The following is a 21,590-nucleotide window of genomic DNA, read 5'->3' as shown; positions in this document are numbered from 1 at the left end:
CGGCGACGGCCGGGCCCCGCGAAGGGCCCGGCCATCGCCGTAGAGGTGCGGATCAGCCGGTGTTGCGCATGCCGGCGGCGATGCCGTTGACCGTCGTCAGCAGGGCGCGCTCCAGGGCCGTCGCGTCCGACGGCGAACGGCGGGCGCCCGGACCCGTCGGCGCCCCGCCGTCGGCGTCGTTCAGCTCGCGGTACTGCCGCAGCAGCGCCACCTGCAGGTGGTGCAGCGGCTCCAGGTACGTGTCGCGGACGCCCAGCGTGCGCGACAGCTCCGGCGCTCTGGAGAGCAGCTCGTCGCGGCCGGTGATGGCCAGGATCTGCTCGACCGTCTTCGCGTACTCCTGCTCGATGGTCGTGAAGATGCCCTTGAGCTCGGCCGGAACCAGGGTCTCGACGTAGCGCCGGGCGATGTTCAGATCCGTCTTCGCCAGCATCATCTCCACATTGGAGATGAACGTGCGGAAGAACTGCCAGTTGGCGAACATCTCCCGCAGGACGTCCGCGCCGCCGGCCGCGCGGACCGCGGCGAGGCCGGTGCCGACGCCGAACCAGCCCGGCACGATCTGCCGGGTCTGCGTCCAACCGAAGACCCACGGGATCGCCCGCAGGCCGCCGAGGCCCGCGTCCGCGTTCGGGCGCTTCGACGGGCGGGACCCGATGTTCAGCGCGCCCAGCAGCTCGGTCGGCGTCGCCGCCCAGAAGTACGCCGGCAGGTCCGGGTTCTCCACCAGCGCCCGGTACGCCCCGAAGGCGGCCGCCGAGGCGGTGTCCATCGCCGAGTCCCAGCGGGCCAGCGAGGAGAGGTCGACCGACGGCGTGGTGTGCAGCAGCGTCGCCTGCAGCACCGCCGCGACGGTCAGCTCCAGGTTTTCCCGCGCCAGCGTCGGCAGCGTGTACTTGTCGGAGATGACCTCGCCCTGCTCGGTCACCTTGATCGCGCCGTCGAGCGTGCCGTACGGCTGGGCCAGGATCGCCTCGTGCGTCGGGCCGCCACCGCGGCCGACCGTTCCGCCGCGGCCGTGGAACAGCCGCAGCCGGACGCCGTGCCGGGCCGCCACGTCGCGCAGCGCCCGCTGCGCCTTGTGGATCGACCACTGGCTGGTGGTGATCCCGGCCTCCTTGTTGCTGTCGGAGTAGCCGAGCATCACCTCCTGCAGGTCACCGCGGGCCTTGACGATCTCCCGGTAGGCCGGCAGGGAGAGCATCTCGTCCAGCAGCTCGCCGCCGGCGTCCAGCTCGGCCGGGGTCTCCAGCAGCGGCACGATGCCGATCCGGGCGCGGCCGGTGTGGATGTCGATCAGGCCGGACTCGCGGGCGAGCACGGCCGCGGCGAGCACGTCGTCGACGCCGAGGGTCATCGAGATGATGTAGGACTCGACGACCTCGGCGCCGAACCGGTCCTGCGAGTCGCGGATCGTGTTGAACACGTCGAACGTCTTGCGCGCCGAGTCGGTGAGCGGGGTGTCGGCGCTGGCCAGCGGCCGGCGCCCGGTCAGCTCGGTGGCGAGCAGCTTGGTGCGCTCGGCGCGGTCCAGCAGCAGGTAGTCGTCCACCTCGCCGACCCGCGCATACATCTGCGCCAGGACCTCGTGGTGCTTCTCCGCGTGCTCGCGCACGTCGAGCGTCGCCAGCTGCAGGCCGAAGCTGGACACCGTACGGATGGCCGACGCGACCGTGCCGACCGCGGTGAGCTGCCCGGAGTTGCGGGCCAGCGAGGCGCGGATCAGCTCGAGGTCGGCGATCAGCTCCTCGCTGCCGAGGTAGTCGCGGCCCGGCACGTGTGCGGTGCCGCGGTGCAGGCGCTCGCGGGTGTTGGCGAGCTTGGCCTTGATGCACCGGACCTTCAGCCGGTAGGGCTCCTCGGCGTTGGTGCGCCGGAAGCGGGGCGCGACCTCGCGCAGCGCGTCGAGGTCGTTGGCGAGACTGGCGGAGAGGTCGAGCGACACCCCGCGCAGCCGGCGGGACACCGACAGCTCGTCGATGAGCGCGTCCATCGCCGCCTCGGTGGCCTGGATGCCGTGTTCATGCTGGATCATCAGCACGTCGCGGGTGACGGCCGGGGTGACGAACGGGTTGCCGTCGCGGTCGCCGCCGATCCAGGTGCCGAAGGTCAGCGGGCGCGACGTCGGCGCCGTCTCCACGCCGAGCCGGCGCAGCGTCTCGGCGAGGTCGTCGAGCACCTGCGGTGCGGCGTCCGCGTACAGGTCCTTGAGGTAGTAGACCGCGTTGCGGGCCTCGTCGGTCGGGTCCGGCCGGTCCAGCCGCAGCTCGTCGGTCTGCCAGAGCAGGTCGATCAGCTCGGCGAAGCGCCGCGTCGAGGCGGTGGTGTCCGACGCGCCGTACAGGATCGCGGCGCTCGCCTCGGCGTCCAGCGAGTCGGCGAGCTGGCGCAGCTTGGACAGGATCGAGCGCCGGGCAGCCTCGGTCGGGTGCGCGGTGAAGACCGGGCGCACGGCCAGCCGGCGGGCGGCGGCGGCGATCTCCTCGGCCGGCACGCCGTGCTCGGCGATCCGCTTGGCGGCCTGGTCCAGCCAGCCCCCATCGCGGGCGCGGCGGCGCTGCAGGTCGCGGGCGCGGTGCACCTGCTCGGTGATGTTCGCCAGGTGGAAGTAGGTGGAGAACGCCCGGGCCAGCTTGGTGCCGGTCGTGACGTCCAGGGCGGCGAGGCGCTCGGCCGCGGCCGGGGCGTCGGCCCGGACCAGCGCGCGCACCTCCTCGACCAGGTCGAGCAGCGGCTTGCCCTCTTGCCGGGCGAGGGTCTGGCCGAGCAACGTGCCGATGCGCCGGATGTCGGCGCGTAGGGCCGCGTCGGGGCCGTCGGGGTCGAGCTGGCCGTGCTGGTCCGTCACCGGAGCGCTCCCTTGCATCGCGTGCGGAAGGACGGCGCTGTCCCGACTCTGCAGATCGTATCGGTGGGCCGCCCGGGCTGCGTGATTTGAGGTAAGTCTCATACGTCCTTACGTCCGCTTCACGCCTTTCCGGCTTACCTGAGCCACACAAAGGTTCCGGGGAGGAAAAAGCATGACAAGAAGGACCCGAGTACTGGTGGCCGGGGCCGTGGCCACCGCCGTCGGCATGGCCGCCGCCGGCATGGGGGTGGCGGACGCCGCCACCGAGCCGCCGGCGCTTTCGTTCACGCAGGCCACCTCGAGCGTGGTCGCCGAGCGCTACGTCTGGGACGACCAGGCTTACCTGTACTTCGATCTGGGCGTCAACGTGATCGCGGGCAAGAACCCGTTCGAGATCCGGGCGACCCGCAAGTCCTACGCCGACCCGATCGTCGCGAATCAGGTCGTCATCAAGAACGGCAAGAAGTCGAACGTGACGCTGCCCGCCGGGATGGTCACCGGCTGGGGCGGCCTGAAGGACTTCACCAAGATCACCATCAAGAACGCGGCCGGCGCGCAGGTCGCGGACTACTCGACCGACTTCTGCCCGAACTCCTACGATTCGGCGCGGACCCGGCGCGACGCCCCGGCGGAGAACCCGTACCCGCAGGGCTGCAACGAATACAACCCGTTCAACCTGGGCGCGGTCTGGGGCATCCAGGCCGGCTGGAACGGCACGACCGACAGCCTGCCGCGCACCGAGGGATTCGACCTGGCGGACGGCGACTACACGGCGACCGTCACGCTGAACAAGAAGTACCAGGACTACTTCAAGATCGCCGCGAGCAGCTCGACGCTGACGGTCAACGTCAAGGTCGAGACGATCGACGAGGGCAAGGACGCCGCCGAGGCCGGCCGGGCCAAGGTCAAGGCGGCGCAGGCGGGCGAGAGCACCGCCACGGCGGCCGCGGTCGCCGAGCACGGCGAGCACGCCGGCCAGGGCGACGCGGACCTGCAGATCTCCGCGTACAAGCCGGGCTTCCGGCCGCCGGCGAAGCGGCCGAACGCGGTCAAGGCCTCGACCCTCGCCAGGGGCCCGCGGCCCGACCTGCGTTCGCTGCCCGCGTGGGGCATCTCGCTGTCGCAGGAGAACGGGAAGTCGTTCGTCAACTTCGGCGCCACCGTCTGGAACGGCGGCACGTCGCCGCTGCTGGTCGACGGCTTCCGGCGGACCGGCACCGAGCTGATGGACGCGTACCAGTACTTCTTCGACGCCAAGGGCAAGGAGGTCGGCTCGGTCGCCGCCGGCACCATGGAGTGGGACGCGCGCGAGGGGCACCGGCACTGGCACTTCACCGACTTCGCCCAGTACAACCTGCTCGGTGCCGACGCCAAGGTGGCCGTGCGCAGCGGCAAGGAGGCGTTCTGCCTGGCCAACACCGACGCGGTCGACTACACCATCCCGAACGCCAAGTGGCGCCCGGACAACACCGACCTCTCCAGCTCGTGCGGACAGAACACGGCCGTCGCGGTGCGTGAGGTGCTCGACATCGGCAGCGGCGACACCTACACGCAGGACCGGCCCGGCCAGTCCTTCGAGGTCACCGACCTGCCGAACGGCACGTACTACATCCAGGTCAAGGCGAACCCGAGCAACAAGCTGACCGAGCTGAGCACGACCAACAACTCGGCGCTCCGAAAGATCATCCTGGGCGGCACGGCGGCCGCGCGCACCCTCGAGGTGCCGCCGGTCAACGGCATCGAGGGCTGACCCTCCGGACGGCCGGCGGGCACCGACCCAGCGTGGGGTCGGTGCCCGCCGGTCAGGACGGCGGCCGGGCGAGGTCGAGGGCGTACCGGGGCCACCACTGCCCGGCCGGCGGCGCGTCGCTGCCGCAGGCGCCGTCGGACTCGCCCGGCCGCTTGACCCACAGGAACGCGTCGGCGAGCGGCACACCGGTCCGGGTCGTCGGCTCCTCGCCGAGCGAGCGCCCCGGCGGATTGCACCAGTGCCGGTCGCCCGCGCCCTGCTGCGCGGGCCCGTTGCCGTTGCGGCTGGTGTCGACGACGAAGTGCGCGCCGCCGAGCAACGTGGACAGCCGGCTCCCGTACGCGATGTTGTCCGCGGTCGTCTCGAAGTTGGCCACGTTGAGCGCGAAGCCGTACGCCCGGCCGATGCCGGACTTGTTCAGCGCGGCGGCCAGCCGGGCCGGCTGGGTGATCCAGGTCGGGTTGCCCGCGTCCAGATAGACCAGCACGCCCGGCACCGCCCGCAGCGTCTCGACGGCCTCGGCCAGCAACGCGTAGCGCTGGTCGGCGTCCTCCTCGCTCAGGCAGCCCTGCACCGCCTGCGCGATCGCGTCGGGCTCGAGCACGATCAGCGCCCGGTGCCCCTTCAGCGAGCCCGCCAGCGCCTGCACCCAGGTCCGGTAGTCCGCGGCGTCGACCGCGCCGCCCGCCGAGTGGCCGGAGCAGTCCCGGCCGGGGATGTTGTAGAGCGTGAGCACCGGCAACTGGCCCGCCGCGGCGGCGGCCGTGACCAGCCGCCAGGCCCGCTGGGAGTAGCCGGGCGCCGCGTCGGCGAACCACGTCGCGGTCGGCCGGTCGGCGATGCGCCGGATGAGCCGGGCGTCGGCGGTGTTCCCGGCGCGCTCCAGCTCCGCGGCCTGTTCCGCGGCGGCACCGTGCGGATCGACGTAGAGCCGGAAGTCCGAGAGCCGCCCGCCGCCCGCCGGGACATTCGGTAGCGGGCTCGCCACCGCCGCCGGCCCGGACACCACCGGGGAGTCGTCGCCGCGCATCGAGCGGGTCACGATGGCGGCGACGACGAGCGCGAAACAGAGCCCGGCGGCCACCATCGGCCAGCGCTGCCGTATCGAGCGGGCGAGTCGGGACATCGCTCAGCGCACCTGGACCCAGCGGCCGGTCGACGGCACGCCCTTGTCGTCGATCAGGAACAGCATGTACCAGCCGGAGGGGACGAGGCCCTTGGCCTTCGGGACCTTCAGGGTGACCCCGCCGGCGGAGCGCGCCAGGTCGAGGGCGACCGACCGCTGGTCCACGTCGGTGACGTGGGTGACCGCGCCGGGCCGCATCAGCCGGGCGGTGCGGATGCGCCCGGCGTCCGGCGTGGCGAAGTCGGCCTTCCCGCCGCGCTGCACGATGGCCGGCCCGGCGCCGACGACCGGCCGCTCGCCCGCGAACAGGTACGGCGGGGAGTACACCTCGATCCGCTGCTCGAACGTGCCCGGGTTCTCGCCGGCCGCGTCGTAGAGCGGGTCGCTGCCCAGCGTGATGACCCGGCCGTCGGGCAGCAGCAGCGCCTCGGAGTGGTAGTTGCGCCCGACGCTCGACTCGGCCGCGGTCTCGAACCGTTCCCGGGCGGGCCGGTAGATCTGCACGTTGAACAGGTCGCTCCGGCTCTGGCCGCGGTATTCGCCGCCGCGGTAGCCGGACGAACCGCCGGTGGTCAGCACGGAGTCGTCGGGCAGCAGCACGGTGCTCAGATAGCGCGTCGGCTGCGGCAGGTCCGGGCCGGGCCGGTAGACGGGCTTCGGCTCGTCCAGGTCGGCGATCGCGGTGCGCCGGGTGGAGACGGGCGACTCGCCCACCTCGCCGCCGCCGAAGATCATCACCCGCTGGTCCTGCGCCGGCGGCAGCAGCACCGACGAACTCGTCTCGGTCATCCGCGGATCCGGCAGCCCGGGAACGACCTGGAACTCGTTGTTCGTCAGGTCCCACAACCCGGGGGTGCGGCCGACGGTGTCCGAGCCGTAGCCCGAGTTCGATCCGGAGAAGAACAGCCGGTTGTCGGCCGTCAGGTGCAGCCCCGGATAGGTGGGGAAGACCCGCTTGAGCTTCGGCGCGGCCGTCCAGCGCTTCGTCGTGCGGTCGTAGCTCTCGTTGTCGCCGGGCAGCATCCGGCCGAACTCGTCCAGCCCGGAAACCGCAAGCACGCCGCCGTCCGGCAGCTCGGCCAGCGTCGGGTACCAGCGGCTGTGGACCATGTCGCCGCTGCGCACGTAGCGCTCGGTGTCCGGGTCGAACTCGTACGACGTCCGGTCGCCGCCGTACTCCTGCTTCTCCCGGGTGATCTTGTCGGAGAGGCCGTAGATGTTGCGCTGATCCAGGCCGGTCAGGCCCGCGACCGCGTACTGCGCCGGGTGGTCGACGATCGACGCGTCGCCGGCGGCCTCGGCGTCGACCCAGACCTCGGCCTCGCCGGCGTGCGTCATCACCTCGTCACCGTGCTGCATAGCGATCGCCGCCGGCACGGTCACGTCGGCGCGGGTCAGGTAGACCCTGCCGTCCTTCGCGGTCAGCCGGGTGCCCTTCGGGAAGACCCGGGGGCCGCCCGCCGGCGACTCATTCTTGATCTTCATGACCCCGGCGGCGTGCGTGATGTCCTTCTCCAGGACCTCGTACGACTTCGTGCCGCCCGCGATCAGCAGGTTGCCGTCGGGCAGGAAGGTGTGCCCGGCGCAGAACACGTCGGTCGGCGTCGGCACCTCGGTGAACGAGTCCTTGGCGGGGTCGTACAGGATCGACCGGAACGTGCCGGCCTCGAAGTTCTCCCGGTTGTTGCCGCTGCCCGCGATGATCAGCACCTTGCCGGTGTGCAGCAGCGCCGCGTGGATCGCGTTCACCCGGAACTTCAGCGGCACCGGCAGCCGCGCCCAGTGTCCGTACTTCTGCTTGTAGGACAGCCGGTTGATGGTGAAGTCGTGCAGGGCGTTCGAGCCGAACGCCACCATCGGCTGGTTGACGAAGACGAGCAGGCTCAGGACGACAAGACCGATCGCTCCGCTCAGCAGGCGGCGGGCCGTCGACGGGCGGGGGCGGGGTTTCATGCGTACGACTCCACGGGTTCCTCGGCACTTTTCTCGGGCAGTGCGCCCCCGGGCGGCGGTGCGGCCCGGCGGCGCTGGTGTTCCTGGCCGGCCCAGATCGCCGGCGGCATGAGGCAGATCACGAGGTTGATGGCCGGCCACAGCCACATCGCGCCGTGCACGTGCGCACCGATCGGCGCCGAGAGAAGCAGCGTGACGTAGAACGCGGCCCAGCGCAGGCCGGGCGCGAACGTCGCCAGCCGGTCCGGGCTGGCCGAGTCGCCCTTCGGGGTCACCACGAAGCCGGTGCGGCGGCGCAGCAGCGCGCCGAGGAAGGACGACACGTAGATCGGCGTCGACAGCGTCGACATGACCATGCCGGTGAGCCCGGACGAGCCGGCCTCCTCGTGCGGGCTGGTGTTGTGCCGGCGGTTCCAGACGTAGAGACCCACCTGGAACAGCGCGGCGTCCACATAGAGCATCAGCCAGACCTGCTGCGGCACCTGCACGCCCTTGGCGCCGAGCACCAGGTAGCAGACGGCGTTCACGGCGCCGAGCAGCCAGGCCAGCGCGGTCAGCGGGTAGTACGACGTCAGCAGCGCGTAGTGCAGCCCGCGCCGGAAGCCGAGCCGCCACATGAACTTCGCGAACGACGTGACGACGACCTCGTCGGTGCCGCGCGACCAGCGGTGCTGCTGGCTGAAGTAGTCGGTCCACGACGACGGCCCCTCCCCGACGGCGAGCACGTCGGGGGTGTAGACCGAGCGCCAGCGCGCGCCCGAGTCCGGGTTGCGTCCACTGTGCATCACCAGGCTGGTGGCCATGTCCTCGGTGATGGAGTCCTGCAGGCCGCCGATGCCGCGCAGCGCCGAGATCCGCACGGCGTTGTTCGTGCCGACCAACATGGACACACCCAGCCGGTTGCCCGCGCGCTGCAGCAGCGAATGGAACAGGTACTGCTGCGACTCGGCCCAGCGGGTCACGACGTTGTCGTAGTTGCCGTAGATCTGCGGGCCCACGACGAAGGCGACGTCGGGGTCGCGGAAGTAGCCGAGCAGGCGTTCGCAGAAGTTGGGCAGCGGAACGTGGTCGGGGTCGACCGAGACGAAGACGTCGTAGTCGTCGCCGTTGGCGTCGACCCAGGAGTTGTAGTTGCCGTGCTTGGTCCTGGTCTTGAACGCGCCCGCGGTGGTGTTGTATTCGGCCCGTCCCTTGCGGCTGAAGTGCCGCACGCCGATCCGCTCGCACATCTGGCGTACCTCGGCGTCGTCGCCCTCGTCGAGCAGCCACACGTCGTAGCGGCCGGCGTGCCGGATCGCCCGGGCGGCGCGCAGGGTCCGCTCGACCATGTCGACGGGTTCCTTGCCCGGCACGATCGTGGTGAGGAACGCGACCCGCAGGGCCGGGTCCGGGACCATCGGCACCGGGTCGCGGGCCCAGAGCGTCGCCAGGCACAGCGTCACGACGTTGACCAGCCGGAACAACTCGATCAGCGCGGTCGCCACGATCATGACGACGGTGGCGGTGTACAGCCAGGTGTACAGGCGCCGGTCCGGCACCTCGATCGAGGAGAGCAGCCAGGCGAAGAACGTGCTCTCGAACATGAAGGCGAAGAGCGTGATCAGGACGGTGGCTATCGGCCGGCGCTGGGCCAGCGGGCGCATCCTGACCCGCCGCGGCCCCTCGCCGGGAACCTCGGCCGGTCCGGCCAGGACGCTGTAGCTGATGTACTGGTACCGGCCGGGCAGCAGCACGGTCGGCGTGTTCAGGGCTCGCGCGAGCGCGGGGTCGACCGCAGCTCTGGCCGCGGGGATTCCTTCGCCGCTCATCGGCGTCCTCTCACCTCGGACCCGGACATGGTGGTGTCGGCGAACACCCGCGGGCGCTCGCCGTCGTCTGCGCGTGCTCAGGCCGACATCGGCACGGCCGAGCGGACCCGCACCTCGGGGTCGGCCGCCGGGGCGCCGGCCCGCGGGCGGCTCGCCTGGCGCGGGCGGGTGGACTGCTCGGCGTGCTGCCTCAGCAGCAGCCGGGCGGGGGTGCCGGTCGGCGGGACCTTGCCGACGAACGCCCGCCGGGCGGCGGTGAAACCGGACCGGTCGGCGAATATGTCGCTGCTCATCTCCGCCAGTTCGCGGGCCTCGTAGACGTCCAGCGGCACCCGTTCGCCCGCGAGCCGCTTCGCCTTGGCCGCCTGGCGCCGGCGGGCGTCCCGGGCGTCGGCGTGCCGCAGGGCAAGCGCGGTCAGCCACTCCCCGTACGCCTCCGGGTGCCGCGGGCCGACCTCGTCGATCAGGCCCAGCGACTCGGCCTGCTCGGCGCTGACCGGCAGCTTCGCGTCGATGAGCCCCTGCGCGGTGTCCGGGCCGACCCGCCGGGGCAGCGTGAAGGTGTGCAGTTCGGAGCCGTACAGGCCCATGTCGTAGTAGGGGTTCAGGACCACGCCGCGGCGGGCCGCGACGATGTCGGCGCCCAGCCCGAGCATCACGCCGCCGGCGCCGGCGCTGCCCGCGTACGCGGAGACCACGACCTGCCGGGTGCAGGTGATGATCTCCCGGCACACCGCGTTCATCGCCTTTATGTTCGCCCAGGCGGCCGCCGCGGGATCGCCGGCGGCGTCGATGACGTTCAGGTGTATCCCGTTGCTGAACGTGTCGGTGCCGCCGCGCAGCACCAGCACCCGGGTGTCCTGCGCCGCGGCGTGCCGGAACGCGGCCAGCAGCCGGCGGCAGTGCCCGGTCGACATCGCGCCGTTGTAGAAGTCGAACGCCAGCCAGCCGACCGCCCCGGATCGCCGGTACCGCACCTGCCGGTACGACGGGCCCTCGGGTTCCGTGCCGGGCGGCAGGCTCGAGTCGGCCACGCCGCGCAGCAGCTTGCCGAGCAGCGTGGTCGCGGGCAGCTTGATCGGCCGAGACTGCGAGGCGTCACGCAGATGGCCGAGCCAGACGCTGCCGTCGCCGGTGCCGACCAGGACGGCACCCTGCCGCCGGCCGAGCAGGGCGCCCGGGCGGGCGCCCCGGGCCAGGCCCGGGTGCGCGTCGTAGGCGAAGACCTCGAGCCCGGCCAGCGTCGTGCGCACGCCGGGGGCGGCGTCCGCCGCGCGGATCCGCCGGATGATGTGCTCGGTGGGCTGCGTCCAGTCGAAGGCGCGGTCCGCCTGCTTCATGGCGGGCCGGCTTCCGGTGCCCGGCACCTCGCAGGTGATCTCGGTCGCGGGCGTCGGCCGGTACGCGGTGTCGGCGGCCTTGGCGACCACCTCGAGGACGCACTCGACGGCAGCGTCGGCGACCGGTCCGTTGTAGAGCGACGACTTGCGCGGCGCGGCGGCCGGCATCGGGAACGTGCGGGTGGCCCACACCGGCCCGGCGTCCATCTCCTCGCCCGCCTGCAGGGCGGTGACGCCCCAGGTGGGTGCGCCCTCGGTGATCGCCCAGTCCAGCGACGACGGCCCGCGGTCGCCGACCGGGCCGGGATGGATGACCACCGTGCGATGGTGCTGCCAGACGGCGGCGGGAACCCGTTCCCTGAGGAACGGGCAGATGATCAATTCGGGCTGCGCGGCCCGCACGCCGTCGACGACGTCCTGCGGTCCGGTGGCGACCAGGACCCCGACGTCGTGGCCCGCCTCCCGCAGCGCGCACCAGACCCGCTGACTCAGACCGTTGAACGTCGACACGAGCAGCCGAACCCGCACATTGCCTCCCCAGACAACTCCCCCCACGGCGGCCGGGCAGCACTGGCTTCCCGTTCGATGCCGTGTCGGACATGCGGTCCGATAGCGGTCCGTCGCGCCGTTGGTGCCGGTAGGCGGACTAAGCTTGGGGCATACCCCCCGTCCAACTGGCGCCGGGGTTTTTCGATGTGCCTCCCGGGGGTCTTTTTCCATGCAACTCAGTGGCCTGATCCCGGCCGCCCTGCGTGATCGCGGGCTGGCCCGGGCCCGCGACCTGGCGGTAGGCGGGGCCGACTCCGACGCGCTCGATCTGACCGCACCCGCCTCGCTGCGCCCGTTCGTGGTCGCCGCAGTCGCCGGACCGGCCGAGACGGGCGGCGCCGGGCGCCCCGTGCTCGCCGTGACCGCGACCAGCCGCGAGGCCGACGACCTCGCCGCCGCGCTCGGCGACCTGATCCCGCCCGGCCGGGTCGCCGTCTTCCCGTCCTGGGAGACGCTGCCGCACGAGCGGCTCTCGCCGCGCTCCGACACCGTCGGGCGCCGGCTGGCCGTGCTGCGCCGCCTCGCCCACCCGGGCGGCTCCGGCGGCGAGCCGGTCCAGGTCGTCGTCGCGCCGGTCCGCAGCCTGCTGCAGCCGCAGCTCAAGGGCCTCGGCGACCTCGAGCCGGTGGAGCTGACCCCCGGCGGCGGCGCCGAGCTGGAGGGCGTCGCCCGGCGGCTCACCGACATGGCGTACGCGCGGGTCGACCTGGTCACCAAGCGCGGCGAGTTCGCCGTGCGCGGCGGCATCCTCGACGTCTTCCCGCCCACCGACGAGCACCCGTCCCGGGTCGAGTTCTGGGGCGACGAGGTGGAGGAGATCCGCACCTTCGCCGTCGCCGACCAGCGCACCATCGACGCGGTCGAGCGGCTCTGGGCGCCGCCGTGCCGCGAGCTGCTGCTCACCCCGGCCGTCCGGGCCCGGGCCGCCGAGCTGGCCGAGCAGCACCCCGAGATCGCCGAGATCCTCGACAAGCTGGCCGAGGGCATCCCGGTCGAGGGCATGGAGTCGCTGGCGCCCGCGCTCCTGCAGGGCACGGACTCCATGGAGCTGCTGGTCGACTGCATGCCGCGCGGCACCCACGTGCTGCTCTGCGACCCCGAGCGGATCCGCACCCGGGCACACGACCTGACCCGCACCTCCGACGAGTTCCTCGAGGCCAGCTGGGCCGCGGCCGCCGTCGGCGGCGACGCGCCGATCGACGTCGGCGCCGCCGCCTTCAAGACCCTCGCGGACGTACGCGCGCACGCGGCGGTCCTGCGCCAGCCGTGGTGGACGGTCTCGCCGTTCGGGCTGGCCGAGTCCGAGGCCGCCGAGTCCGAGACACCGTGGCTGGAGACGCCGGCCGTCGAGGTGTCGCCCGACCTGGGCGACGCCATCGCCCTGCCCGCCCAGCCGGTGCCGCTCTACCACGGCGACACCGCCAAGCTCACCGCCGACCTGCGGCGCTGGGCCGCCGATCAGTGGGCGATCGCGCTGGTATTCGAGGGACACGGCACCGCGCAGCGCGCCACCGAGCTGCTGCGCGACGCCGGCCTCGGCGTCACCCCGGTCGACACCATCGCGACCCGCATCGAGCCGGGCCAGCTCCTCGTCACCTGCGGCGGGCTCAACCACGGCTTCATCGACGAGGGCTCGAAGCTCGCCGTCATCACCGGCAACGACATCACCGGCGGGCGGGGCGCGTCCACCAAGGACATGCGCCGGATGCCGAGCCGGCGGCGCAACACGATCGACCCGCTGGAGCTGAAGCCGGGCGACTTCGTCGTGCACGAGCAGCACGGCATCGGCAGGTACGTCGAGCTGGTGCAGCGCACGGTCAACGGCGCCGAGCGCGAATACATGGTGATCGAGTACGCGGCCTCCAAGCGCGGCCAGCCCGGCGACCGGCTCTTCGTGCCCACCGACCAGCTCGACCAGCTCTCCCGCTACGTCGGCGGCGAGTCGCCGGCCCTGCACAAGATGGGCGGCTCCGACTGGCAGAAGAGCAAGGCCCGCGCGCGCAAGGCCGTCCGCGAGATCGCGGCCCAGCTCATCCAGCTGTACGCGGCCCGGCAGGCCTCCAAGGGCCACGCGTTCGGCCCGGACACCCCGTGGCAGCGCGAGCTGGAGGACGCGTTCCCCTACACCGAGACGCCCGACCAGATGGCCGCGATCGTCGAGGTCAAGCAGGACATGGAGCTGGCCGTGCCGATGGACCGGCTGATCTGCGGCGACGTCGGCTACGGCAAGACCGAGATCGCGGTCCGGGCGGCGTTCAAGGCGGTGCAGGACGGCAAGCAGGTCGCCATCCTGGTGCCGACGACGCTCCTCGCCCAGCAGCACTTCAACACGTTCGCCGAGCGGATGAGCCAGTTCCCGGTGACGATCAAGCAGCTCTCCCGCTTCCAGACGCCGAAGGAGGCCACGCAGACGCTCGAGGAGGCGGCCAGCGGTGCCGTCGACATCGTCATCGGCACCCACCGGCTGCTGGCCGCGGCGACCCGCTTCAAGAACCTCGGCATGGTCATCGTCGACGAGGAGCAGCGCTTCGGCGTCGAGCACAAGGAGCAGCTCAAGACCCTGCGGGCGTCCGTCGACGTGCTGACCATGTCGGCCACGCCGATCCCGCGAACGCTGGAGATGGCGATCACCGGCATCCGGGAGATGTCGACGATCGCCACCCCGCCCGAGGAGCGGCACCCGGTCCTGACGTTCGTCGGGGCGTACGACGACAAGCAGGTGGCCGCGGCCATCCACCGCGAGCTGCTCCGCGACGGCCAGGTCTTCTTCCTGCACAACCGGGTCGAGTCGATCGACAAGGCGGCCCGGCGGCTGCGCGAGCTGGTGCCCGAGGCCCGGGTCGCGATCGCGCACGGGCAGATGGGCGAGGACGCGCTGGAGAAGGTGATGGTCGGCTTCTGGGAGAAGGAGTTCGACGTCCTGGTCTGCACGACCATCGTCGAGTCCGGCATCGACATCCCGAACGCCAACACCCTCATCGTCGAGCGCGCCGACCTGCTCGGCCTCTCCCAGCTGCACCAGATCCGCGGCCGGGTCGGCCGCGGGCGCGAGCGCGCGTACGCGTACTTCCTCTATCCGCGCGAGAAGCCGCTGACCGAGACGGCGCACGAGCGGCTCGCCACCATCGCCCAGCACACCGAGCTCGGCGCGGGCATGTACGTGGCCATGAAGGACCTCGAGATCCGCGGCGCCGGCAACCTGCTCGGCGGCGAGCAGTCCGGCCACATCGAGGGCGTCGGCTTCGACCTGTACGTGCGGATGGTCGGCGAGGCGGTAAGCGCCTTCAAGGGCGAGCGGCCCGAGGAGGAGCCGGAGGTCAAGGTGGACCTGCCGATCGACGCCCACCTGCCGACCGACTACATCTCGGTGGAGCGGCTGCGCCTGGAGATGTACCGCAAGCTGGCCGAGGCCCGGGACAACGCCCGCCTCGACGAGGTGGTGGCCGAGATGACGGACCGCTACGGCGAGCCGCCGGAGCAGGTCGTCAACCTGATCGAGGTGGCCCGGTTCCGCCTGGTCGCCCGCGCGTACGGCCTCACCGACGTCTCCGTGCAGGGCAAGCACCTGCGGTTCTCGCCGCTGCCGCTGCCGGACTCGAAGCAGCTGCGGCTCAAGCGCTACCACCCGGACTCGGTCTACAAGCAGGTCAACGATCAGGTCAGCGTGCCGCGCCCGAGCACCCGCCGGGTGGGCGGCGAGCCGCTGCGCGATCAGGCGCTGCTGCGGTGGTGCGCGCAGCTGCTCTCCGACGTGCTCGGTGAGGTGCCGGCCCCGGCGCGGAAGTGATCCAATTTCCGGGGCCGGGCGGTACAGGGCATTCGGGACGTGAGAGAGTCATGCCCATGCAGCGTGCCCGCCGACTCGCATCCACCGCCGTCGTCGCCGCCCTCGTCGTCGGCGGACTGTCCGCCTGTCAGGCCGAGCCCGAGGTCGCCGCCTATGTCGGCAGCCTGGGCACGATCGCCACGGCCGAGGTCGCCCGGATCTACGACCAGGCCGAGGACAAGCTGACCGAGTCGCGCGACGCGCTGCTGCTGAAGCAGCAACAGCAGCAGCCGGCCGGCGCTTCGGCCGAGCCGTTGCCGCCGGTGCAGATGCCGTTCAAGCAGCAGGACGTCCTCAACACCCTGCTCACCCTGGACATTCTCGAGCAGGTCGCGGCGACACACCACGTGCAGCCCGCCGCGAAGCCGACGGTCGCCGACATCACCGAGGCCACCGGCTTCTCGCCGGAGTGGGAGTACACCGGCCTCTACACGCGGACCTACCAGCTTCGCGCGGCGCTGTCGGAGGCGGTGCCCCCGGGCGAGCTCACCGACGCCGAGCTGCGCTCGGTCTACGACAAGCTGCACGCCGCGGCGCCGAGCGACCTCCCGCCGTTCGAGCAGTTCAAGAGCCAGCTCTCCGAGGCCGACCAGAAGACGTTGGAGCAGAGCCTCGGCCTGCGCGACGAGGTCGCCAAGGTCGTCGAGGCCGAGGATGTGAAGCCGAACCCGCGCTACGGCACCCAGGAGCTGGACCTGCTGTCGGCGCGGCCCAACAACACCCTGGTCCCGCTGGTCACGGCGCCGCTCGCCGCGGAAGGCACCCAGGCGCCGTTCGTCGCCAGCGGACCCTGATGTCCACGGCCGGACGCATCGTCCTGCTGGTCACGTCCCCGCGGCTGCCGGCCGGCCTGCTCACGGCCACGGCCTGGGACCTGGTCCGCGCGCATCCGGTCTTCACGGCCGCCGACGGCGATCAGGCGCGGGCGCTGCGGTCCTGCGGGGTGACCGTCGACGTGGTCGAGCCCGACCCGGAGGCGCTGGTCGCGGCCCTGGCCTCGCACCAGACGGTGATCTGGCTGGGCGGGGCGACCGGCGACGAGGACTTCGCCCGGCGGCTCGGGCTGCGGCTCGCCCGGGAACCCTCCCTGGCCGAGCTCGAGCTCTGCTACGGCTCGTGGGACCCGCCCGGCGCCCGGCTGCTCGACGCGGTGGCCGTGATGGACCGGCTGGCGTCGCCCGGCGGCGACCCGTGGAAGCGGCAGCAGACGCACGCGAGTTTGGCGCAGTACCTGCTGGAGGAGAGCTACGAGGCGTACGACGCGATCGTCTCCGGTGACCTTTCCGCGCTGCGTGAGGAGCTCGGCGACGTGCTCCTGCAGGTGGTGCTGCACGCCCGGCTCGCCGAGAACCTGGACTCCGACGAGCGCTGGAGCATCGACGACGTCGCCGGGGGACTGGTCGACAAGATGGTGCGGCGCAACCCGCACGTCTTCGCCGGCGAGAGCGTCGGCAGCGTCGAGGAGATCATCGACAACTGGGAACGCATCAAGAAGGCCGAGAAGTCGCGGGATTCGGTCCTCGACGGGATCGCGCTGAGCCAGCCCGCGCTGGCGCTGGCGGCGAAGATGATCCAGCGCGCCTCCCGGGCCGGGCTGGACGTGCCGCTGCCGTCGGGGCCGGACCTCGGCGCGACGCTGCTGCGGCTGGTCGCCGGCGCCGGGGCCGACGGCCAGGACCCGGAGGCCGCGCTGCGGCAGGCGGCGATCGAGCTCGCCGAGGAGATCCGCCGCGGGGAGGCTGAGGCTCGCGATGGCGCGGCGCACGAGAGTGTCGCACCCGCCGAGTAGATTTCGCTCCATGCCGGAGTTCGTGCCGCTCGCGGAGCACATCGTCGACGCCATCCTGGAATCCGATCCGGTGCTGGCGTCCTACGCCGGTGATCACCGCTTCGACGCCGTCCTGCCCGACCTGTCGCCCGGCGCGGTCGCCGGCCGGGTCGCCATGCTGCGCGATGCCGCCGACGCGCTGTCGGGCATCGACCCCGACGACTTCGGCGAGCAGGACAGGGTCGACCACGCCATCCTGTCCGCGGTGGTCGAGCGCGGCATGTTCGAGCTCGGCGACGTCCGCGAGCACGAGTGGAACCCGCTCGAGCACAATCCCGGCCCGCTGCTGCACATGCTGCTGGCCCGGCCGTTCGCCCCGGCCGAGGAGCGGCTCAGGAGCCTCGGCGGCCGGCTGGCCGCCATCCCCGACGCGCTCGCCACCGCCCGCGCGGTCCTGCGCGACGTGCCGCGGCTGCACGCCGAGGTCGCCGTCGGCCAGTTCGCCGGCACGGCCGCCCTGATCCGCGACGAGCTGCCCGGCCTGCTGGCCGGCGCGCCGGACCTGCGCGGCGCGGTCGAGCCCGCGGCGGCCGCCGCGCTGGACGCGCTGTCCGAGTTCGACCGCTGGCTCAGGGCCGGCCTGGAGAGCGGCGATCCCGGCCGCGATCCGCGGCTGGGCCGGCCGCTGTGGGAGGCCCGGCTCTGGCACACGCTCGACACCGAGCTGCCGGCCGCCGAGGTCCTGGCCCGGGCCGAGCGCAATCTCGACGAGGTCGGCGAGCGGCTCCGCGAGGCCGCCGCCGAGCTGGTCGGCGGCCCGCCGACCGACGAGACGGTGCGCCGGGCACTGGACACCCTCGCCGAGCGGCATCCGACCGACGAGACGATCGTCGACCTGGCCAAGGTGACGATGGCCGAGGCGACGGAGTTCGTCCGCGAGCACGACCTGATGACGCTGATCGACGACCCCTGCATCATCGAGGAGATGCCGGAGTTCGCCCGCGGCGTCGCGGTGGCCTACTGCGACCCGCCGGGCCCGCTGGAGACGGCGGACGTGCCGACGTTCTACTGCATCGCGCCGACGCCGGCCGACTGGCCGGAGGAGCGCGTGGAGTCGTTCTACCGCGAATACAACGATCACATGATGCGCAACCTGACGGTCCACGAGGCGATGCCGGGCCACTTCCTGCAGCTGGCGCACTCCCGCCGGTTCCGCGCCGGCACCCGGGCGCGGGCGCTGGGCTTCTCCGGCCCGTTCGTGGAGGGATGGGCGGTCTACGCCGAGGAGCTGATGGCCGGCCTGGGCTTCGGCGGCCCGCCGGTGCGCCTGCAGCAGCTCAAGATGCAGCTCCGGATGTCGCTCAACGCGGTCATCGACCAGTTGACGCACTGCGAGGGCCTCACCGAGCAGGAGGCCATGGCGATGATGACCGGCCGGGGCTTCCAGGAGGTCGGCGAGGCCGCCGGCAAGTGGAAGCGGGCGCTGCTCACCTCGACCGAGCTCTCCACCTACTTCGTGGGCTACACCGAGGTGTCGGCGATCGCGGCGGCCCGCCCGTTCGGCGCCACGCCGAAGGCGTGGCACGACGCCATGCTGGCGCACGGCTCCCCGCCGCCGCGCCACCTGCGCACGCTGCTCGGCGTCTAGCGGGACGCTCTAGGCCGCGGGCTGTTCGCCGTCCGGATGCCGGCGGCGGTCCACCAGCTTCGCCGCCTTCGGCACCTCGAATATCTCCTCCGGGACGCTCTCCGCGTAGTGGGTCATCGCCACGTCCACCCGGAGGGAGTTCAGGATTCCGTTGAAGCTGCCGAGCGCGCCCTCGTTGGTGATGCAGGTGGTGAAGTCCCGGGTCGCCGCGCCGTCCACCCCGGTGAGCTGTACGCACGTGGCGTGCCGTCCCGCGATGGTCGTGTCGTGCTGCGCCACTTCGACGTCGTTGTCCAGTACGGCCGCGTTGAGCAGGGCCAGCACGGTCGACGGCAGCACCATGCCGGCGCCGTCCGCGCCCTCGAACACCTTGGCCGGTGGCGGGCTCGTCGGCGTCGCCGGCGCCGTCATCGTGCACGTCGTCGCCTTGGTCCGGGTGCTGCACCGGGTCGTCGCGTCCGACGTCACGGTCACCTTGCCGCCCGGATACACGTACGCCGAGCGGGTGGGTTGCTGCGCCTGGGCGACCGTCGCCGTCTCGCCGCCGGACAGCTGATAGCTCGCCTCGTAGGTCAGCCCGGCCGCGTCGGACATCTGCGTAGCCAGATCCGACACCAGGTCGTTGCGGGCCAGGCCCTGGCCCGGCTCGTCCAGATCCGAACAGCCCGCGACGGCGGCGCACAGCACGAGCGCGGCCGCGACCAGGCCTCGGCGGAAGAGAAACACGTCCCCACCTTTGCCGATGGCCGCAACCGCGCGCAAACCGGTATTCAGGGCCGGACCTACGCGCGGGTGCGGCACAGCAGCTGCTGGCGCATCACGTAGCGACGGATCACCCGGGCCTGGGTCTCGTCCGTTTCGAAGACGGCGATCATCTCCACCGACAGCGGGCCCGGCGGCACCCGCTGCGGCAGGGCCGCGACCTTGGTCGCGACGGCGGCCACCTCGACCACCTCGCTGCCGAGCTGGATCCAGAGCCGCAGATCGTCGCCGTCCTGCACCTCGGCGCCGGCGAAGTGGCCCCGCATGCTGTGCTCGCTGATGTCGCGGATCCAGCCGGTCGCCTCCGGGAATCCGGGGCGGCGCATGAGCACCTGCTCGCCGCCGCCACCGCGGACGAAGTGCCGGTGCTGCTCGACGGCGGGCTCACCCCGGGCCTCCACCTCGATCCGGTTGTCGTCGACCTCGAGCACCGTGCAGCCCAGGGCGTACCGGCCCCGGGGCGCGGCCGACCAGCGCAGGGCGACCCTCGAACCCACGCGGGGTACGGCCGACCGGGGTACGGACAGGATGAGGCGCTCGTGCTCGGAGTCGAGGACGCGGACACGGGTGACCTGCTCGTCCGCGGCGGTCATTTCGACGTACGAGCCGGCATCTGGCAGGAGCGGGAGTGTGGTCATGGCGACTCCCGAGATCGGCAGTTCCGGGGCCGGTCTGAGACATGTGGCGGCTGAAGTTCACCGGCCGCCGCCACGGTCGCCACCCCGAGTCGATACGCTCTAGCCCGTGGTGGGCCGCAGGGTCGCGGTCTGGAATCTATCCATACGAGCATGAGGAGCGACACGACACATGGCCACCATTGAAGCGATCGTCGCCCGGGAGATTCTCGACTCACGGGGCAACCCGACCGTCGAGGTCGAGGTGGGCCTGGACGACGGCACGATCGGACGCGCCGCGGTGCCGTCCGGCGCCTCCACCGGCGCCTTCGAGGCCGTCGAGCTGCGGGACGGCGACAAGGGTCGCTACCTCGGCAAGGGCGTCGAGAAGGCGGTCAGCAACGTCGAGGACAGGATCGCCGACGAGCTGCTCGGCTACGAGGCCAGTGAGCAGCGCCTGATCGACGAGAAGATGCTCGCCATCGACGGCAGCGCCGACAAGTCGGAGCTGGGCGCCAACGCCATCCTCGGCGTGTCCCTCGCGGTCGCCAAGGCCGCCGCGCTCTCCGCCGAGCTGCCGCTGTTCCGCTACGTCGGCGGACCGAACGCGCACGTGCTCCCGGTGCCGATGATGAACATCCTCAACGGTGGCGCTCACGCCGACTCGAACGTCGACGTGCAGGAGTTCATGATCGCCCCGATCGGCGCGCCGAGCTTCCGCGAGGCGCTGCGCACCGGCGCGGAGGTCTACCACGCGCTCAAGTCCGTGCTGAAGAAGAAGGGCCTCTCGACCGGCCTGGGCGACGAGGGCGGCTTCGCGCCGAGCCTGCCGACCAACGCCGCCGCGCTGGACCTGATCGCCGAGGCCGTGCAGGCCGCCGGCTTCAACCTCGGCACCGACATCGTGCTGGCCATGGACGTGGCGGCGACGGAGTTCTACAAGGACGGCGCTTACGTCTTCGAGGGCTCGCCGAAGTCGACCGACGAAATGATCAACTACTACGCCAAGCTGGCCGAGACGTACCCGATCGTCTCCATCGAGGACCCCCTCGACGAGGAGGACTGGGCCGGCTGGACGGCGCTGACCTCGCAGATCGGCGGCAAGGTTCAGATCGTCGGCGACGACCTGTTCGTGACCAACCCCACCCGCATCGGCCGGGGGATCGCCGAGGGCGCCGCGAACGCGGTCCTCGTCAAGGTCAACCAGATCGGCTCGCTGACCGAGACCCTGGACGCCGTGGACATGGCGCACCGGGCCGGCTTCAAGACGATGATGAGCCACCGCTCGGGTGAGACCGAGGACACCACGATCTCCGACCTGGCCGTCGCCGTCGGCAGCGGGCAGATCAAGACCGGTGCGCCGGCCCGTTCCGACCGCGTCGCGAAGTACAACCAGCTCCTGCGCATCGAGGAGGAGCTGGGCGACGCCGCGCGGTACGCCGGGGCGGGCGCGTTCCCTCGTTACCGCACCGCGTGACCCTGCGTCGATAGATCATGGAGTTGTGGCGCCGCGTTTCGTGGGCATAGTGTCCACAGGCAGGTGCCGCAACTCCATGGTCGTGGCGAGCTCCCGGGGAGGGGCAGGGGATGACGCAGCG

Annotated in this window: 13 protein-coding genes; 6 read left to right on the top strand and 7 right to left on the bottom strand. The window is 72.1% G+C overall.

All coding sequences use genetic code 11. From position 1 onward, the window contains the following. Positions 1-52: 52 nt before the first annotated feature. Positions 53-2,848 carry a phosphoenolpyruvate carboxylase gene (ppc, locus tag AB0F10_RS09475; protein WP_360621835.1) on the bottom strand — a complete coding sequence of 932 codons (2,796 nt, stop codon included), beginning with the start codon at positions 2,846-2,848 and terminating at the stop codon, positions 53-55. Positions 2,849-3,020: 172 nt separating this feature from the next. Here ppc and AB0F10_RS09470 point away from each other — a divergent pair, with 172 nt between their 5' ends. Beyond that, on the top strand, positions 3,021-4,598 hold the full coding sequence (locus AB0F10_RS09470; RefSeq protein ID WP_360621833.1) for a lysyl oxidase family protein: 1,578 nt from the start codon (positions 3,021-3,023) through the stop codon (positions 4,596-4,598). Between the two features lie 52 nt (positions 4,599-4,650). Here AB0F10_RS09470 and AB0F10_RS09465 read toward each other — a convergent pair whose 3' ends face one another. The 4 genes from AB0F10_RS09465 to AB0F10_RS09450 form a co-directional block, all read right to left on the bottom strand. Further along, the gene (locus AB0F10_RS09465) at positions 4,651-5,724 is read right to left on the bottom strand and encodes a glycoside hydrolase family 6 protein (protein WP_360621831.1); all 1,074 of its coding nucleotides are present in this window, start codon (positions 5,722-5,724) and stop codon (positions 4,651-4,653) included. 3 nt (positions 5,725-5,727) lie between these two features. Then, positions 5,728-7,677 carry a galactose oxidase-like domain-containing protein gene (locus AB0F10_RS09460; protein ID WP_360621829.1) on the bottom strand — a complete coding sequence of 650 codons (1,950 nt, stop codon included), beginning with the start codon at positions 7,675-7,677 and terminating at the stop codon, positions 5,728-5,730. Next, on the bottom strand, positions 7,674-9,485 hold the full coding sequence (locus AB0F10_RS09455) for a glycosyltransferase family 2 protein (protein ID WP_360621827.1): 1,812 nt from the start codon (positions 9,483-9,485) through the stop codon (positions 7,674-7,676). The genes AB0F10_RS09460 and AB0F10_RS09455 overlap by 4 nt, the downstream gene beginning before the upstream one ends. Positions 9,486-9,562: 77 nt before the next feature. Further along, positions 9,563-11,353, bottom strand: coding sequence for a hydrogenase maturation protein (locus AB0F10_RS09450; RefSeq protein WP_360621825.1), 1,791 nt, complete (start codon positions 11,351-11,353; stop codon positions 9,563-9,565). 190 nt (positions 11,354-11,543) lie between these two features. Between AB0F10_RS09450 and mfd the strand changes: the two genes are divergently transcribed. The 4 genes from mfd to AB0F10_RS09430 are packed head-to-tail and all read left to right on the top strand — an operon-like array spanning position 11,544 to position 18,616. Further along, positions 11,544-15,161: a transcription-repair coupling factor gene (gene mfd, locus AB0F10_RS09445; RefSeq protein ID WP_360621823.1), complete on the top strand. Its 3,618-nt coding sequence runs from the start codon at positions 11,544-11,546 to the stop codon at positions 15,159-15,161. A 56-nt stretch (positions 15,162-15,217) separates the two neighbouring features. Beyond that, positions 15,218-15,994, top strand: a complete 777-nt coding sequence (locus tag AB0F10_RS09440; protein ID WP_360621821.1) for a hypothetical protein — start codon at positions 15,218-15,220, stop codon at positions 15,992-15,994. Further along, positions 15,994-16,989 carry a MazG family protein gene (locus AB0F10_RS09435; RefSeq protein ID WP_360621819.1) on the top strand — a complete coding sequence of 332 codons (996 nt, stop codon included), beginning with the start codon at positions 15,994-15,996 and terminating at the stop codon, positions 16,987-16,989. Before AB0F10_RS09440 ends, AB0F10_RS09435 begins: the two co-directional genes overlap by 1 nt. Before the next feature lie 10 nt (positions 16,990-16,999). Continuing rightward, positions 17,000-18,616 (top strand): DUF885 domain-containing protein, encoded by a 1,617-nt coding sequence (locus AB0F10_RS09430; protein ID WP_360621817.1) that lies wholly within the window; start codon positions 17,000-17,002, stop codon positions 18,614-18,616. Between the two features lie 9 nt (positions 18,617-18,625). Here the strand turns inward: AB0F10_RS09430 and AB0F10_RS09425 are convergent, their stop codons facing one another. Together AB0F10_RS09425 and AB0F10_RS09420 are read right to left on the bottom strand one after the other, a co-directional pair. Further along, the gene (locus AB0F10_RS09425) at positions 18,626-19,342 is read right to left on the bottom strand and encodes a hypothetical protein (RefSeq protein ID WP_360621815.1); all 717 of its coding nucleotides are present in this window, start codon (positions 19,340-19,342) and stop codon (positions 18,626-18,628) included. Positions 19,343-19,398: 56 nt separating this feature from the next. Beyond that, positions 19,399-20,016: a hypothetical protein gene (locus AB0F10_RS09420; protein ID WP_360621813.1), complete on the bottom strand. Its 618-nt coding sequence runs from the start codon at positions 20,014-20,016 to the stop codon at positions 19,399-19,401. A 169-nt stretch (positions 20,017-20,185) separates the two neighbouring features. On the opposite strand from AB0F10_RS09420, the gene eno reads away from it, so the two are divergent. Then, positions 20,186-21,469, top strand: a complete 1,284-nt coding sequence (gene eno / locus AB0F10_RS09415) for a phosphopyruvate hydratase (protein WP_360621811.1) — start codon at positions 20,186-20,188, stop codon at positions 21,467-21,469. Positions 21,470-21,590: the final 121 nt, after the last annotated feature.

The sequence above is a fragment of the Actinoplanes sp. NPDC026623 genome (assembly GCF_040638275.1).
Classification (GTDB): Bacteria; Actinomycetota; Actinomycetes; order Mycobacteriales; family Micromonosporaceae; genus Actinoplanes.
The sequence above is the reverse complement of the archived record's forward strand: the minus strand, read 5'-3'. Positions and strand labels throughout refer to the sequence as shown.

Bases quoted from the DNA above. Each gene is read 5' to 3' on its own strand.
- AB0F10_RS09470 (WP_360621833.1), top strand. From the start codon at position 3,021: ATGACAAGAAGGACCCGAGTACTGGTGGCCGGGGCCGTGGCCACCGCC.
- AB0F10_RS09465 (WP_360621831.1), bottom strand. From the start codon at position 5,724: ATGTCCCGACTCGCCCGCTCGATACGGCAGCGCTGGCCGATGGTGGCC.
- AB0F10_RS09460 (WP_360621829.1), bottom strand. From the start codon at position 7,677: ATGAAACCCCGCCCCCGCCCGTCGACGGCCCGCCGCCTGCTGAGCGGA.
- AB0F10_RS09455 (WP_360621827.1), bottom strand. From the start codon at position 9,485: ATGAGCGGCGAAGGAATCCCCGCGGCCAGAGCTGCGGTCGACCCCGCG.
- mfd (WP_360621823.1), top strand. From the start codon at position 11,544: ATGCAACTCAGTGGCCTGATCCCGGCCGCCCTGCGTGATCGCGGGCTG.
- AB0F10_RS09440 (WP_360621821.1), top strand. From the start codon at position 15,218: ATGCAGCGTGCCCGCCGACTCGCATCCACCGCCGTCGTCGCCGCCCTC.
- AB0F10_RS09435 (WP_360621819.1), top strand. From the start codon at position 15,994: ATGTCCACGGCCGGACGCATCGTCCTGCTGGTCACGTCCCCGCGGCTG.
- AB0F10_RS09430 (WP_360621817.1), top strand. From the start codon at position 17,000: ATGCCGGAGTTCGTGCCGCTCGCGGAGCACATCGTCGACGCCATCCTG.
- AB0F10_RS09420 (WP_360621813.1), bottom strand. From the start codon at position 20,016: ATGACCACACTCCCGCTCCTGCCAGATGCCGGCTCGTACGTCGAAATG.
- eno (WP_360621811.1), top strand. From the start codon at position 20,186: ATGGCCACCATTGAAGCGATCGTCGCCCGGGAGATTCTCGACTCACGG.